Source organism: Pseudonocardia sp. MH-G8 (assembly GCF_002262885.1).
Classification (GTDB): Bacteria; Actinomycetota; Actinomycetes; order Mycobacteriales; family Pseudonocardiaceae; genus Pseudonocardia.
This window is the reverse complement of the sequence record NZ_NKYF01000027.1, coordinates 33,115-46,981: the sequence shown is the minus strand read 5'-3', so window position 1 is coordinate 46,981 and position 13,867 is coordinate 33,115. Positions and strand designations below refer to the sequence as shown.

Below are 13,867 nucleotides of genomic sequence, written 5' to 3'. Positions count from 1 at the left end.
GAGTCGATTGCGCCGTTCCCAAGAAAGCTACGCGAAGATCGTACCACCGCCCCGCTGAGCATGTCGCCATGCCATTCAGATCGTGCCGCTCACGGTGCGATGAGCCCGGGATCGACATTCGGACTACCAGCGAGCACACTGGCAACCCGAGGGGCGGACTGAAGCGTGTCGGCCGCCAGCAGGGTAGTGCGGCTCCCCCATCCGTCAGAACACCGCCTGGACCCGGTGCGATCGGCATCCGTAGCTGCCCCCGGGCGGCCGTCAACCTGCAGGACCGTCAGTGGCCGGCTCCGGATCCGCCGGGCTCAGCCGGCGCCGGTAGGTCTCGGTGAAGCCGAACGCGACGACGAAGAACGAACCGACGGCAAGCGCGACGATGTAAAAGGCGGGCGCGAGCACATTTCCTGTGGAAGCGATGAGCAGTGTCGAGACAAACGGTGCCGCACCGCCGACGATGTAGCCGATGTTGTACGCGAGCGCACCCGAGCTGTACCGGACCTCGGCAGGGAACGACTCCGCGAGCGCCGCCGACATCGGGGTGTCGAGCAGGAACGCGGGCACCAGGAAGATGAGCTGCCCCACAATCGCGAGCCCGATCTGACCGAGCCCGGCGACCCAAAACGCGGGCACGGTGAGCACCGCAAAGCCCAGGAACGCCCCCAACAGCATCGGCTTGCGCCCGATGCGGTCGGAGAGGACGCCTGCGAGCGGCACGACGACCAGGAGCACGGTGAGTGCGAGCGAGTTGGCCAGCAGCGCGTCCGAATACTCCATGCCGACTTCCTCGGAGAGGTAGGTCGGCATATACGTCCAGATCATGTAATAGTACACCGAGTCGGTGACGACGATGCCGAAGATGACGAGCAGGGGCTTCCACTGAGTCCTCAGCGTGTCGCGCAGAGGTCGGCGTGCCACCGTCTTCGTAGCCTCGATGGCCTTGAACGCCGGGGTGTCCTCGACTCGGCTCCTGATGAACAGGGCGACCACTCCGAACAATCCCGCGAGCAGGAACGGCACCCGCCAACCCCAGCTCTGCATGGCCGTCTCCGGGAGCGCGACGGTGAGGCCGGTGACCAGCGCGACGGCGACGAGGAACGCGGCATATGAGCTCGCCGGGATGAAGCTCGCATAGAAGCCGCGCCGATGAGCGGGCGCGTGCTCGACGAGGAAGATCGACGCGCCTGCGTATTCTCCCCCGGCCGAGAAGCCCTGGGCGATCCGGCACAGCACGAGCAGCAGCGGTGCCGCCACCCCGATGCTGTCGTAGGTGGGCAGCAGGCCGATCGCGCACGTCGCGCCCGACATGAGGAGCACGACTATCGCGAGCGTACGGCGTCGGCCGATCCGGTCGCCGAGCGGACCGAACACCATGGCGCCGATCGGTCGGGCGGCGAACGACACGGCGAAGACCGCGAAGACCGAGAGCAGCTGGGTCGTCCGGTCGCCGGCGGGGAAGAACAGGCCCGCCAGGACCGGCGCGAGATAGCCGTAGATCGCGAAGTCGAACCACTCCACGAAGTTGCCGCAGTTGCCGGCGATCAGCACCCTGCGCCTGGTCGCCCTGCTCTGCGCGTCGGTCGGAACGGTCATCACGCGGTCCGTTCCTTCGGGGCGTCGGGCAGGTCGAACCGGAACTCGCAGACGGCGTCCCCGCGGGTCTGGAGCCTGTCCCACCGGACCCGGATGCCGGGGTGGTAGGCCTTGAACTGAGCCACGTGGAACTCGAGGTCGTAGAGATAGCCGAGGTCGAGGGCGTCCAGCTCGCGCCAGACGACGGCGAACGGGCAGAACGTGCAGTCCTGGTACCACCGCTGTGGGGTGAGCTCGCCGCCGGGGCGGAACAGCCACACCGACTCGCCGCCGTAGTCGAAGTCATCGATCATGTGCTTCAGGTGGGGCTCGAGGCCTTGCGCCCGGTGCCGCTGGCGCAGCCTCTCGCCGCGCTCGGCGCCGAACCGCTGGATCCCGACCCGCAACGCGTGCTCCCCGCTCGCGTCGAAGGCGGCGATCAACGCGCGCCCGAGCAGGACGACCTGCGCCGCCCGGTTGTCGACGGTCTGGCGCACCACGCGCTGCGCGGTGCCCGCATCGGTGAACACGTGCGAGGTGAGCGTCGCGGAGGTGTCGGGACGGCCGTCGTCGAGGCGAATCGTCACCACGATCGCCTCGCCGGTGTCGGTGGCCGCGACGCGGGCGGCGTCGCCGAGATAGGCCTCGGTCGCGCCGCGCACGACGTTGTCCCACCACAGCAGGGCCAGGTCACGACGGGCGGCGTCGGCGAGGTGGAGGACGTCCGGCGTGCCGGCGAGCGTGATCTCGACGCCGGTGTCGTCACCACGTCCGCGTCCCCAGCCGAGCTCGAGCGCGCCATGCAGGTCTCCCGAGCCCCAGCCGGCGACGAGGTTGACGAGGGTGCGTGGCAGGTCCGCACGGTCGTGGCGGGTGGCGATGCGTTGTCCGCGCCATGCGCCGTACTCGCGGAGTGCCGAGGCGAGGACCGGGTGCGCGTCGGCGACCCCGACCTCCTGCTCAAAGGCCGTGGCGATGTGGTGGAACTGGTGCGCCTCTATCTCGAGGAGATGCTCGATCGCCCGGACGGACGTGTCGGCGTCGGGTTCTCGCTGCGCGATCAGAGCCATGCCTGTGTGCTCCTTCCCGCCCGCTCGACGCAGTGACGGCGGGCGCGGTCGACGAGATCGGTGAACAGCGGGTCGGGCATCCGACCGGGCGCGTGGCCGTACTCGGGGTGCCACTGGACGGCGACAGCCGGGGCGTCGCGGTGTTCGACCGCCTCGACCAGGCCGTCCGGTGCGGACGCCGTCACCCGCAGTTCGGCGCCGAGCCGGTCGACGCCTTGGTGGTGCCCGGACCACACGGTGGCCTTGCCGGTGCCGATCACGGCGGCCAGGCTCGAGTCTTCTTCGGCCCGGACCGGGTGGGCCAGCATCAGGACGGCGGGGTCGGGACCGTGGTGGCGCATGACGTCGTCGCGCACCTGCTGGACGAGGGTGCCGCCGAGCGCGACGTTGAGCACCTGCATGCCGCGGCACAGCGCCAGCACGGGAATCCGCGCGGCGAGCGCCGCCTCGATGAGCGCGATCTCGAACGCATCGCGGTCGGCGTCGACGTGGCTGATGGACGGGTGGTCGGGTGGCCCGCCGTACAGGTGGGGGTCGACGTCTCCCCCGCCGACGAGTAGCAACCCGTCGCCACGCCGCAGCAGTGCGGTCGCGGCGGCGACCGTCTGCGTGGGGTTCACGGAGTCGGTGTCGCCGCCTGCGTCGACGACCGCGCGGTCGGCGAGCACGGCGAGATCCCACACGAGGTCGGCCACGATGTCCTCACCGGGCCGGATGGGTCGGATCGGCATCGCGACCGTCACTCGAGGGCGCTGAGACCCGCGCCCGGCATGGATATGCTGAGCACGCTGGGTGGAGGCGGGCACGCTTGAACTCTAAGGTCTAGAGGTAATGGAATTCAAGGTGGAGGACGTCCTGTTCGCCCCTGTCGCCGCGAACGGCGCCGTAGAGCAGATCGTCCGTCGTCTCGGTGAGGCCATCGGGGCAGGCGTGCTGTTGCCCGGCGACCGGCTGCCGGCGGAGGCCGAGCTGGCGCGGCGGCTGCGCGTTGCGCCGATGAGCGTGCGACATGCCCTCGCGGCGCTTCGCCAGGAGGGCTACCTCGAGACGCGCCGCGGCCGCGGCGGCGGATCGTTCGTCAAGGACACCGCGATCGAGCAGCTCCGCAGCGCCGCCGAGCCGTGGGATCTCGACCGGCTCAACGAACTCACCGACTGGCGTCGTGCCGTGTCCGGCGAAGCGGCAGCACTCGCCGCGCAGCGGGCCACCACCGCGGACGTCGACGCGTTGTGGACGCACGACCACGTCGCACAGGAGGTCACGGCCCACCCGACGCGGTACCGCACCTGTGACGCGCGGTTCCACGTCCTCATCGCGGAGGTCTCGCGGTCGCGTCGGCTGGTGGCGGCCGAGATGCAACTGCAGGAGGAGCTGTCGACGCTGATCGCGCCCGTGCCGGGTGCCGAGCTCGTCCGCGTCACGTCGGGTCGCGGTCACGCGCCGATCGTGCGAAGCATCCAGCAGGGCCGGGAGGACGCCGCGCGTGAGTGCGTACTCGCCCACGTCGAGGCCACCCGCGATTGGCTCATCGGCCTGCACCTGGGCGGTGTGGACGCGTCGGGCCCAGCCGTCAATTCTGCGCGGTGAGAGACCTGGCGGTCTACGGCGACGCACAACGCGGAGCAGCGGTTGCGTCGGCGACCTTCCTACGAGTTGGACATGTCGGCGGTCATGATCGCACTCAGCCGAGAGCGCGACCCGAGGCCGGCGTAGAAGGTGAGGATGACGAGCGCTGCGCGGCGCTGCTCGTCGGTCAGGGTGGAGTGGAAGTACTCGACGTGGACGTGGACGGCAGCATCGATCGCGCGCAGCAGGTCCCGCCCGGGTTCCGTCACTATGACGGTGATCACGCGCTTGTCGTCCGGACGCCGGGTGCGAGTGACGAGGCCCAGCTGCGCGAGTTCTTTGACGGTACGAGAGGCGAGGGCAGGGACGATGTCGAGCCGTTCGGCGAGCTTTCCGATGGTGAGAGGCGCTGGGCCTGCCCCGAACGCCTGCAGCAAGGCCTGGTGCTGCAGGGGCTCGAGGCCTACCTTGCGCGCCTCCTCGTCGACGAAACGCCACACCTTGCGGACGATGTAGCGGGCCTGGGCAATGCCGTGGACGTATCCGTTGAACTTCTCCGACCGCGCGTCCTCCTCCGCCGACGCCCACTCGGCCAGCAGATCCATGAGGTTGTCCGCCACCAGTTGTCTCGCCTTCTGCTCACCCACGTGCCTCACCTCAGTGTCCCATCCGCTCCTGGTCAGGTCGGGTGGCGCAGGGGCGAGCGCGGCGCCCGGGCTGATCCGTCAGGGTGTGGCGGCCCGCAGCCCGATCACCGCGCAGCACCCGGCAGCGCGGTGTCGAGGTCGTATCCAGCCAGGACGCGGTCGACGAGCTCGCGACGCCGGTCGAAGTCGTACACGCCGTACATCCGCTGGCGCACCACGAAAGGTGCCCCGACGTAGAACATCTCGTACTGGTGGTGGCGTCCGGCGAACTCCGAGCCGACCAGATCCCACGCCAGTTTCAGCAGCTTGACGCGTTCGACCGCGGTCTCGCCCGGCCCGCCGATGTAGCGCTCCAGGTCCGCCGCCATCTCGGGATGGGCGAAGTCGGCTGCCGCCGATGGGAGCTGGATGAGCCCGCCGCCGCAGAGGTCACGCAGCATGTGCATCACCTTCGGGTACAGCTCCGACTGCAGGGTCATGACGGCGAAGCACTCCTCGCGGCCCGGCCACGCGATGCCCTCGTCGTCGATCTCGCAGTTGCGCTCCTGCGCGGCGAGCAGACCGGACACCACGCCCGCATGCGCGGCAAGCTCCCCGAGCGCGCCACGGACCGGCGGTGCGGCGAGGTTGCCGGTGGACTCTGCGATCTTGTGCGCGAGTCCGACGGCGAAGTCCATCTTGGTCGAGAGCCGCACCTGGGCCTGGTGGTTGCCCAGGACGTGGGCCGGGGTCTCGGTCCACTGGGCGGCGCAGATTTCACGATCGCGGTAGACGAACACCTGCTCCCAGGGCACGAAGACGTCGTCGAACACGACGAGGGCGTCGGTCTCGTCGAACCGGGTGGTCAACGGGTAGTCGAAGACGCTGGTGGCCGCGGTGGCGTACGGCCGGCGTGAGTAGATCTTCAGGCCGGGTGCCCCGACGGCAACCGCGACGCTGATCGCCTGGTCCTCGTCGCCCGGCCGCTGGGGGGCGATGTTGCTGAGCAGGATGTAGTCGGCGAGCGCTCCGCCGGTGGCGAGCATCTGCGCGCCGGAGACGTGGATCCCGCCGTCCACCTCGCGGGTCACGCCGGCGTAGAGGTGCGGATCAGCTTGCTGGTGTGCGGGCTTCGACCGGTCGATCTGCGGCGGGACGATCGCGTAGACCGCGTAGAGGTCCTCGTCGCGGAGCATGGCGTGGAAGCGCACGATGTTCTCGGCGAACCGGTCACCGCCGCGGGCGAAGACATCGGCGCGGCCTGCCCAGCCCGCGAAGAACGAGGCGACGTGGTCCGGGTTGCGCCCGAGCAGCCCGACGGAGAGCTCGGCGCTGCGGCGCAGCGCACGCGAGCGGGTGGCGATGTCCTCCGCTGTGCGCGGCACCTCGAAGGACCGGTTGACGGGCTCGCCCGTGGTCGGCGAGGGGAAGGTCATCACGTCGCGGTTCTCGGCCGCGTGGGCGTGGTCGTAGTGCCGGGCGATGGACTCGGCTGCGCCTGCGAAGGCGGGGTGGGCCGCGACGTCGGAGACGACCTCGCCGTTCACCATCACCCGCCTGCCGTCACTCAACCGAGCGAGATATTCCTTGCCGGAGCGGGTCATGCCGAGTCCTTTCGTGGGGTGTCCGAGCCGGTCAGGGCGCTCGCCCTGGTCTCGGGGAGGTGAAGCACGCACGCCAGGGCGAGCACGGCGACGACGAGCACGTAGCTGGGAAGGACCCACCAGGCGTTGCCGGTCGCGGCACCCAACGAGGTCGCGATCGTGGGGGCGAGGGCCCCGCCGAGCATCGCGCCGATGTTGAAGGAGACCGAGGTTCCCGTGTAGCGGACGCGGGTGTCGAACAGTTCGGGCAGGTACGCGCCGAGCGGGGCGAAGATCATCGTGTAGAACACGATCCCGATCGAGAAGGCGACCGTGATCACCATCGGTTCACCGGTGCGGACCAGCAAGAACATCGGGACCGCCCAGGCCGCGGACGCGAGGATGCCCCAGAACACGGAACGGCGGCGTCCGATCCGGTCCGACAGTGCCCCGAGCGGCAGGGTGACGATCGCGTTGACGACGACCACCGCCACGACGACCAGCAGCATCGTCTGCTGCGGCAACCCGAGCACCGTGGTGCCGTAGGACAGCGAGTAGGTCGTGATCAGGAAGTACAGCAGCGAGGACAGCAGTGACGGGCCCGCGGCCAGCAACAGCCGTGCCCAATGGTGTCGGATCAGCTCGACGAACGGCACCTTGACCTGGGCCTGCTTGCGGGTCACCTCGGCGAAGATCGGGCTCTCGCTCACGTTGAGCCGCACCCAGATCCCGACGACGACCAGCAGCGCGCTGGCCAGGAACGCGATCCGCCAACCCCAGGCCTCGAACTCCGCGGCGCTCATCCCGACGCTGATCATCAGGAACGTCAGGGCGGAGAGCGCGAGACCGACCGGCGGCCCCAACTGGGCCATCGCGGCGAAGAAGCCACGCCGCCGCGGCGGGGCGTGCTCGGCGACCATCAGCATGGCGCCGCCGAACTCGCCGCCGAGCCCCACGCCCTGCAGGAACCGCAGCGCCACGAGCAGGATCGGTGCGGCGATGCCGATCGTGTCGTAGCCCGGCAGCAGGCCGACCGCGACCGTGGCCACACCCATCGTCAGCAGCGAGGCCACCAGCATGGTCTTGCGGCCGATCCGGTCGCCGAAGTGACCGAAGATGACCCCGCCGACGGGGCGCGCGACGAACGCGACCGCGAATGTCGCGAAAGACGCCAGCACGCCTGCGACCGGGTCGAGCGAGGAGAAGAACACCTTGCCGAACACGAGTGCGGCGGCCGTGCCGAAGATGAAGAAGTCGTAGTACTCGATTGCCGTCCCGACGAAGCCGGAGAAGGCGACCCGCCAGGGGGCGCGCTGAGCGTCGTCGCCGGCGGCCGTCGCGGCGTCACGAGGTGTCGGAGCGGTGGAGGTCACTGGGTCTCCCGTACGAGTGGACGAATCGGGGGGCCGTGCTGGCGAGGACAGTGACAAACTATGAGACTTGGGTCAAGTACTTGAGTGCGCGAAACCGCACGGCTACCGTGCCAGACGTCGAATCCGACGATTCGCCGTGAGGAGACCTTTCGATGACCGTCGCCCCGCCCGCGTCCGCCGTTCCCGACCAGCACACCTTCCGCACCGTCATGGGCGTCTTCGCCACGGGCGTCGCCGTCATCACGACGGAGGTCGAAGGCGCCCCACAGGGCATGACGATCAACTCGCTGACATCCCTGTCGGTCGCCCCACCCATGCTGCTGGCCTGCCTCGAGGAAGGATCCCGCACCGCCGAGGCCGTGACCCGCCGCGGAGCGTTCGTGATCAATCTGCTGACCCGCGGGCAGACCCCCCTCTCGGACCGGTTCTCCCGCCTCGGACAGGACCACTTCGAAGGCCTCGCCGTCGACCGCACCGACTCCGGACTTCCCGCTCTTCCCGGCTCAGGCGGCCGTATCGAATGTGAGGTCGACGCGGTCCACCCCGGCGGAGACCATGTGATCGTCGTCGGCCGCGTGCTCGCCTGCACCGCCGCTCCGACCTCCCCGCTCGTGTTCTACCGAGGCCGCTACCACCGCCTCGGCAGCGCGGGACACGATGTCGCCCTGTCGGGCTGAGGCCCCGGCGCGTCGCCGACGATCCTGCGCTCCGGCACGCCACCCACCGGCAAGGCGAGAGTCGCCATGGAGGCCGTCCGCGACGCGGCGTGCCCAGTCCTAAACTGGAGGCAGCAGAGCCTCCGCGCTCCGACGTGGTATACAAGCCGTATGCAGCAGTCTGGTCGTGATCGCGCCATGCACTTCCTGCGCGAGACCGTCCTGGCGGATCCGAAGCTGCAGGGCACCTTCCTCAACGAGGTGGAGCTGGCCAAGCAGATCGGTGTATCGCGGACGCCAGTGCGGGAGGCGCTGCTGCTGCTCGTCGCCGACGGCCTCGTGGAGATGCTCCCCGGCCGCGGCGCCTACATCCCCCCGCTCTCGGGCCGTCAGGTCCGTGAGCTGATGGAACTCCGGGGCCTCTTCGAACGTCATGCGGCGACGCGCACGATCGCGAGCGACACGGTGCCGGTCCACGTCATGCGAGAACTGCTGGAGGAGCAGAAGGCGTTGGCCACGACCGGTGATGTCGGCAGCGCCGAGTCCGCGGCCAAGTTCATCGAACGCGATGTGGTCTTCCACCAGGCACTGGTCGATGCCGCCGACAATGTGATGTTGGCACGCAGTTACGCAGGCCTGCGGGTGCGGCAGCGCCGGCTGGGAGTGACCGCTCTGTTCCGTGCCACCGACCGGCAGCTCGCGGTCTGCGAGGAGCACGGCGAGATCGTCAGCGCGCTCGCCGGTCATGACGAGGCGGCGGCCCTGGCCGCGATCGACGCCCATCTCGGACGCACCATGCAGGTGCTTCTCCAGGCCTGACCCGCCGGGCCCTTTCCGTACCCCGGTGGCGCGGCCGGCCTGACCGTCGCCGACCACCGCGCCATCCCGGCGATACCTCCGTTCCGCCACGCGTTCGCCCCACCCACCCACGCCGCGGCCCGACAGCTCGTGGGGCCAGGCACGTGGCGACTCCGGTAGACACCGTGCATACAGTTAGTCTACTTTCTGCGTTACGGGCGGGGTGAAGCAGGCGGCAGGCGGCCGCCGGGCCCAGCAAGTCGGTCAGCAGCCGTCGGTCGGTGCCGCGTCGCGCGCGCTTGACGAGGAGAGTCGAGATGCCATCTGCAGCACAGCGGGCCGAACACGCTGGGAGCAAGAGCTTGCCGATGGTGGCGGGGTCGAGTCTGGCCGGCACTGCCGTCGAGTGGTACGACTTCTTCCTCTACGGCACCGCGGCGGCGCTGGTCTTCAACAAGCTGTTCTTCCCGGCGGAGGATCCGCTGGTCGGAACGCTGCTGGCGTTCGCGACGTACGCGGTCGGATTCGTGGCGCGCCCACTGGGCGCGGCGGTGTTCGGTCACTACGGCGACGTCCTGGGGCGCCGTGCGACGCTGATCGCGAGTCTGCTGTTGATGGGTGGCTCGACCTTCCTGATCGCAGTGCTGCCGTCGTACGCGACGATCGGTATCGCCGCGCCGATCGCGCTGGTGGTCCTGAGGCTCGTCCAGGGGTTCGCCCTGGGCGGCGAGTGGGGTGGTGCCGTACTCCTCGTCGCCGAGCACGGGGGATCCGAGCGGCGGGCGTTCTGGTCGGCGTGGCCGAACGTCGGCCCGCCGCTGGGCAACCTGCTCGCGGCCGGGGTCCTGGCGGTGCTCGGCACGGTGTTGAGCCCGGACGCGTTCCTCTCGTGGGGCTGGCGGATCGCGTTCGCCCTGTCCGCGCTGCTGGTCGTCATCGGGCTCTGGTTGCGGCTCTACGTCGCCGAGACCCCGATGTTCCAGGCGGCGCAGGCGCGGCGGGAGGAGACGGCGAAGCGCGCGATGCCACTCGCCGCCGCGGTCCGGCACCACTGGCGGCAGATCCTGCTCGCCGCGCTGACCCGCTTCGGTGAGAACGCCGGCTTCTACATCTACTCGCTGTTCGTGATCACATTCGTCACCGAGGCGCTCGGCATGAGCAGCTCGACCGTGCTGGTGGCCGTCATGATCGGCCAGGCGTTGGCGGTCGTCGCGATCCCGCTGTTCGCCACGTGGGCCGACCGGGTGGGCAGGCGCCCGATCTACATCGGCGCTTCAGCGGCCACCATCGTCTGGGCGTTCGCGTTCTTCGCACTGCTGGAGACCGGACAGAGCATCTCGATCATCGTGGCGGTCGCGGGCGGCCTGCTGATCTTCGCGGCGTACAGCGGCGTGATCGGCGCGTTCTTCGCCGAGCTGTTCCCGACCGAGGTGCGCTACTCGGGTGTGTCCCTGGCGTACAACCTCGCCTCCGTGCTCGCCGGCGGCCTCGCGCCGATCATCGCGCTCGCCCTCTACAAGGCCTTCGGGACCGGGTTCGCCGTGGCCGTCTACCTCGCCGTCATGGGGTTGATCTCGCTGGTGGCGACGCTGCTGGCGAAGGAGACCCAGAACACCGACCTGGCCGCCGTCCACCGAGTCCGATCCGACCCAGGAGAAGAATGAGAATCGCCCTCGTCCAGATCGCCAGTCCGAGCGAGGAGAGCCCGTCCGCGCGGCGCAACCGCGTGCGCGGTGTCCTCGACGGGCTGCCCGCGGATCTCGATCTCGTGGTGCTGCCCGAGCTGTGGGCCGTCGGCTTCCACCACTTCGACGACTACACCGCGCAGGCCGAGACCGTCGACGGACCGACGGTCCAGCTGTGCGCCGAGGTCGCGAGGGCGACGTCGACGTGGGTGCAGGCCGGCAGCATCGTCGAGCAGCGGCCGGACGGCTCGCTGCGCAACACCACCGTGTTGCTGGACCCGGCCGGCGAGGTCGCGATGACGACGAGCAAGGTCCACGTCTTCGGCTACGCCTCCCGGGAGGTCGAACTGCTCAGCCCCGGCGACCGGGTGAGCTCGGCCGTGACACCGCACGGGCGGGTGAGCTCCACGACCTGCTACGACCTGCGCTTCCCCGGGCTGTGGAACGAGCTGGTCGAGGCCGGTGCCGAACTCGTGCTCGTTCCCGCCGCGTGGCCGGCCGCGCGGTTGGGCCACTGGCAGCTGCTGACCACCGCCCGCGCGCTCGACACACAGACCTTCGTCATCGCGTGCAACAGCTGCGGCCGGCAGAACGGTGTGGAGCTCGGCGGCCACAGCCGCGTGATCGACCCCTGGGGCGAGGTGGTGGCCGAGGCCGGGGACTCCGAAGAGGTCCTCATCGTCGACATCGACCCGGCCCGGGTCGCGGCGACGCGGGCGGAGTTCCCCGTCCTCGCCGACCGCCTGGACGACTACCGCACCCTGCGCACTTCCGAGGTGATTGCATGACCAGCGCCGACGCAGCCCTCACGCTCGAGGTACTCGGCACGGGGCAGACGTTGCACCTGGACGAGTACCAGGCCGTCGTGGCCGGCTACACCGGCCGCGACGAGAACGCCGTCCGCCACCACATCGAGGAACTCGCGGCGATCGGCGTGCCCGAGCCTGCGCAGGTCCCGATGTTCTACGACATCGCTTCCGCCTCCGTGACCACCGCGCAAACCGTCGAGGTGCTCGCCAACAACACCTCGGGCGAGGCCGAACCCGTCCTGGTGCGCTGCAGCGGCTCCTGGTACCTCGGCATCGGTTCCGACCACACCGACCGGGACATGGAGACCACGGACATCGGCGACTCCAAGCGCGCCTGCCCCAAGCCGGTGGCCGCCCAGGTCGTCCCGGTGTCCGACTGGACGGCGTTCGACTGGGACGTCATCCGCATGTCCTCCCACGTCGACGGCGAGCCCTACCAGGACGGGCGTCTGGAGGGGTTGCGCCGGCCCGACGAGATCCTGAACCTGCTCCGGGAGCGGGGCGCCGACGAAGGCCGCGACCTGGTCTGCTTCGCCGGTACCGTCCCGCTGATCACGGGCGCGTTCGTCGCGGGGACGGTCTGGGAGCTGCACCTGTCGCTGCCCGGCGGAGACACCCTCTCCCACACCTACGAGGCCAGGAAGGTCTGATCGATGCACGCTGGCATGCGTACCGGCAAGGAGTACCTCTCCTCGCTGCAGGACGGGCGCACCGTGCTGCTCGACGGTGAGCGCGTCGACGACGTCACGACACACCCGGCCTTCGCCCCCGTGGCCACGGTGATCGCCGAGCTTTACGACATCGCCGCCGACCCGTCCCAGGGGATGCAGTACGTCGCCCCCGAGACCGGCGAGACGGCGAACCGGGTCTTCGGCATCCCGCGCAGTGCGGCCGACCTGGCGGCCCGGCGCGCCGCGATCCAGAGGTGGGCGAGCCACACCCACGGGTGGGTGGGCCGCAGCCCGGACCACGTCGGCGCCTTCCTCGCCGGCTTCGCCGCGCGCCCGGAGCTGTTCGACACCGACGACCGGGCCTTCGGCGAGAACGTCACGGCCTACCACCAGCGGCTGCTGCGCGAGGACCTGTTCGTCTCCTACGCGATCATCCCGCCGCAGGTCTCCCGCGCGGCGACGGCGTCGGGCTGGGGCGAGGACTTCCTGCAGGCCGGCGTGGTCGACCAGACCGACGAGGGCATCGTCCTGCGCGGCTCGCAGATGCTGGCGACCGGTGCCGCGGTCGCCGACGAGGTCCTGATCACCTGCATCAAACCCCTCGGTCCCGACGACGAGGACTTCGCGATCTCCGTGGTGCTCCCGGTCAACGCCGAGGGCCTCAAGCTCTACTGCCGGCGCCCCTACGCGCCCGCGGCCACCAGCGCGTTCGACTACCCGCTGACCAGCCGCTACGACGAGCCGGACGCGCTCGTCGTCCTCGACGACGTCGTCGTCCCGTGGGAGCGGGTGTTCGCCAACCGCAACCTCTCGGTCGTGCGGGACCAGTTCTTCGGCACCCCCGCGCACGCGCTCGGCAACTGGCAGGCCCAGGTCCGCTTCGCCACCAAGCTGAACTTCATCGCCGGCATCGCCCGCCGCGTCACGCAGGTCAACGGCACCGACAAGATCCCGGCCGTCGCGGACAAGCTGGGTGAGCTGGCCAGCGTGGTGGCCGGCGTCCAGTCAGGGGTCGACGCGGCCGAGCTCACCGCCACCCTCGACCCGTCCGGTGTGATGGTGCCGGGCAAGCAGGCGCTGTACGGGGCGATGGGCCTGCAGCCCGAGACCTACCCGCGGGTGATCGGCATCCTGCGCGACCTGGTCGGCGGCGGCGTGTTGCAGCTCCCGGCCAGCGTCCGCGATCTGACCAGCGAGCTCACCTCCCCGGACGTCCGGCACTACATCCAGTCCCCCGGCGTCGAGTCGACGGAGCGGGTCAAGCTGTTCAAGCTGGCCTGGGACGTCATCGGCTCCGAGTTCGCCGGCCGCCACCAGCAGTACGAGATGTTCTACGCCGGGGCGCCCTTCGTGGTCCGCGGCGTCTACGCCTTCCGCAACTTCGGCTACGACGCCGCGGTGGCCGACGTCGAGTCCTTCCTGTCCGGTTACACCGTCGAGACCCCCGACCAGGAGGCCTGA

13 protein-coding genes are annotated in these 13,867 nt (G+C 69.9%); 7 read left to right on the top strand and 6 right to left on the bottom strand.

Going from position 1 to position 13,867, the window contains the following annotated elements:
- Nucleotides 1–261: 261 nt before the first annotated feature.
- The 3 genes from CFP66_RS37515 to CFP66_RS37505 are packed head-to-tail and all read right to left on the bottom strand — an operon-like array spanning nt 262 to nt 3,370.
- Nucleotides 262–1,590: an MFS transporter gene (locus tag CFP66_RS37515; RefSeq protein ID WP_094930117.1), complete on the bottom strand. Its 1,329-nt coding sequence runs from the start codon at nt 1,588–1,590 to the stop codon at nt 262–264.
- A complete protein-coding gene (locus CFP66_RS37510; RefSeq protein ID WP_094930116.1) occupies nt 1,590–2,639 on the bottom strand; it encodes an L-2-amino-thiazoline-4-carboxylic acid hydrolase in 1,050 nt (349 codons plus the stop codon). Before CFP66_RS37510 ends, CFP66_RS37515 begins: the two co-directional genes overlap by 1 nt.
- Nucleotides 2,630–3,370 carry a gamma-glutamyl-gamma-aminobutyrate hydrolase family protein gene (locus CFP66_RS37505; protein ID WP_094930115.1) on the bottom strand — a complete coding sequence of 247 codons (741 nt, stop codon included), beginning with the start codon at nt 3,368–3,370 and terminating at the stop codon, nt 2,630–2,632. Before CFP66_RS37505 ends, CFP66_RS37510 begins: the two co-directional genes overlap by 10 nt.
- A 100-nt stretch (nt 3,371–3,470) precedes the next feature.
- Here CFP66_RS37505 and CFP66_RS37500 point away from each other — a divergent pair, with 100 nt between their 5' ends.
- Nucleotides 3,471–4,226: a FadR/GntR family transcriptional regulator gene (locus CFP66_RS37500; RefSeq protein ID WP_094930114.1), complete on the top strand. Its 756-nt coding sequence runs from the start codon at nt 3,471–3,473 to the stop codon at nt 4,224–4,226.
- Nucleotides 4,227–4,285: 59 nt separating this feature from the next.
- Here the strand turns inward: CFP66_RS37500 and CFP66_RS37495 are convergent, their stop codons facing one another.
- The 3 genes from CFP66_RS37495 to CFP66_RS37485 all read right to left on the bottom strand — a co-directional run bounded on the left by CFP66_RS37495 (nt 4,286) and on the right by CFP66_RS37485 (nt 7,787).
- Nucleotides 4,286–4,810: a MarR family winged helix-turn-helix transcriptional regulator gene (locus CFP66_RS37495; protein WP_143517502.1), complete on the bottom strand. Its 525-nt coding sequence runs from the start codon at nt 4,808–4,810 to the stop codon at nt 4,286–4,288.
- A 146-nt stretch (nt 4,811–4,956) separates the two neighbouring features.
- A complete protein-coding gene (locus CFP66_RS37490) occupies nt 4,957–6,435 on the bottom strand; it encodes a 4-hydroxyphenylacetate 3-hydroxylase family protein (RefSeq protein WP_094930112.1) in 1,479 nt (492 codons plus the stop codon).
- On the bottom strand, nt 6,432–7,787 hold the full coding sequence (locus CFP66_RS37485) for an MFS transporter (RefSeq protein ID WP_094930111.1): 1,356 nt from the start codon (nt 7,785–7,787) through the stop codon (nt 6,432–6,434). Before CFP66_RS37485 ends, CFP66_RS37490 begins: the two co-directional genes overlap by 4 nt.
- 152 nt (nt 7,788–7,939) lie before the next feature.
- On the opposite strand from CFP66_RS37485, the gene CFP66_RS37480 reads away from it, so the two are divergent.
- From CFP66_RS37480 to CFP66_RS37455, 6 genes are all read left to right on the top strand, one after another.
- A complete protein-coding gene (locus CFP66_RS37480; RefSeq protein ID WP_094930110.1) occupies nt 7,940–8,464 on the top strand; it encodes a flavin reductase family protein in 525 nt (174 codons plus the stop codon).
- A gap of 177 nt (nt 8,465–8,641) precedes the next feature.
- Nucleotides 8,642–9,262 carry a GntR family transcriptional regulator gene (locus CFP66_RS37475; RefSeq protein ID WP_233160035.1) on the top strand — a complete coding sequence of 207 codons (621 nt, stop codon included), beginning with the start codon at nt 8,642–8,644 and terminating at the stop codon, nt 9,260–9,262.
- A gap of 296 nt (nt 9,263–9,558) precedes the next feature.
- Nucleotides 9,559–10,905, top strand: a complete 1,347-nt coding sequence (locus CFP66_RS37470) for an MFS transporter (protein ID WP_094930108.1) — start codon at nt 9,559–9,561, stop codon at nt 10,903–10,905.
- Nucleotides 10,902–11,714: a carbon-nitrogen family hydrolase gene (locus CFP66_RS37465; RefSeq protein ID WP_094930107.1), complete on the top strand. Its 813-nt coding sequence runs from the start codon at nt 10,902–10,904 to the stop codon at nt 11,712–11,714. Before CFP66_RS37470 ends, CFP66_RS37465 begins: the two co-directional genes overlap by 4 nt.
- Complete coding sequence (locus CFP66_RS37460; protein WP_094930106.1) at nt 11,711–12,385, top strand: DUF2848 family protein; 675 nt, start codon at nt 11,711–11,713, stop codon at nt 12,383–12,385. Before CFP66_RS37465 ends, CFP66_RS37460 begins: the two co-directional genes overlap by 4 nt.
- Before the next feature lie 3 nt (nt 12,386–12,388).
- Nucleotides 12,389–13,867, top strand: coding sequence for a 4-hydroxyphenylacetate 3-hydroxylase family protein (locus CFP66_RS37455; protein WP_304528785.1), 1,479 nt, complete (start codon nt 12,389–12,391; stop codon nt 13,865–13,867).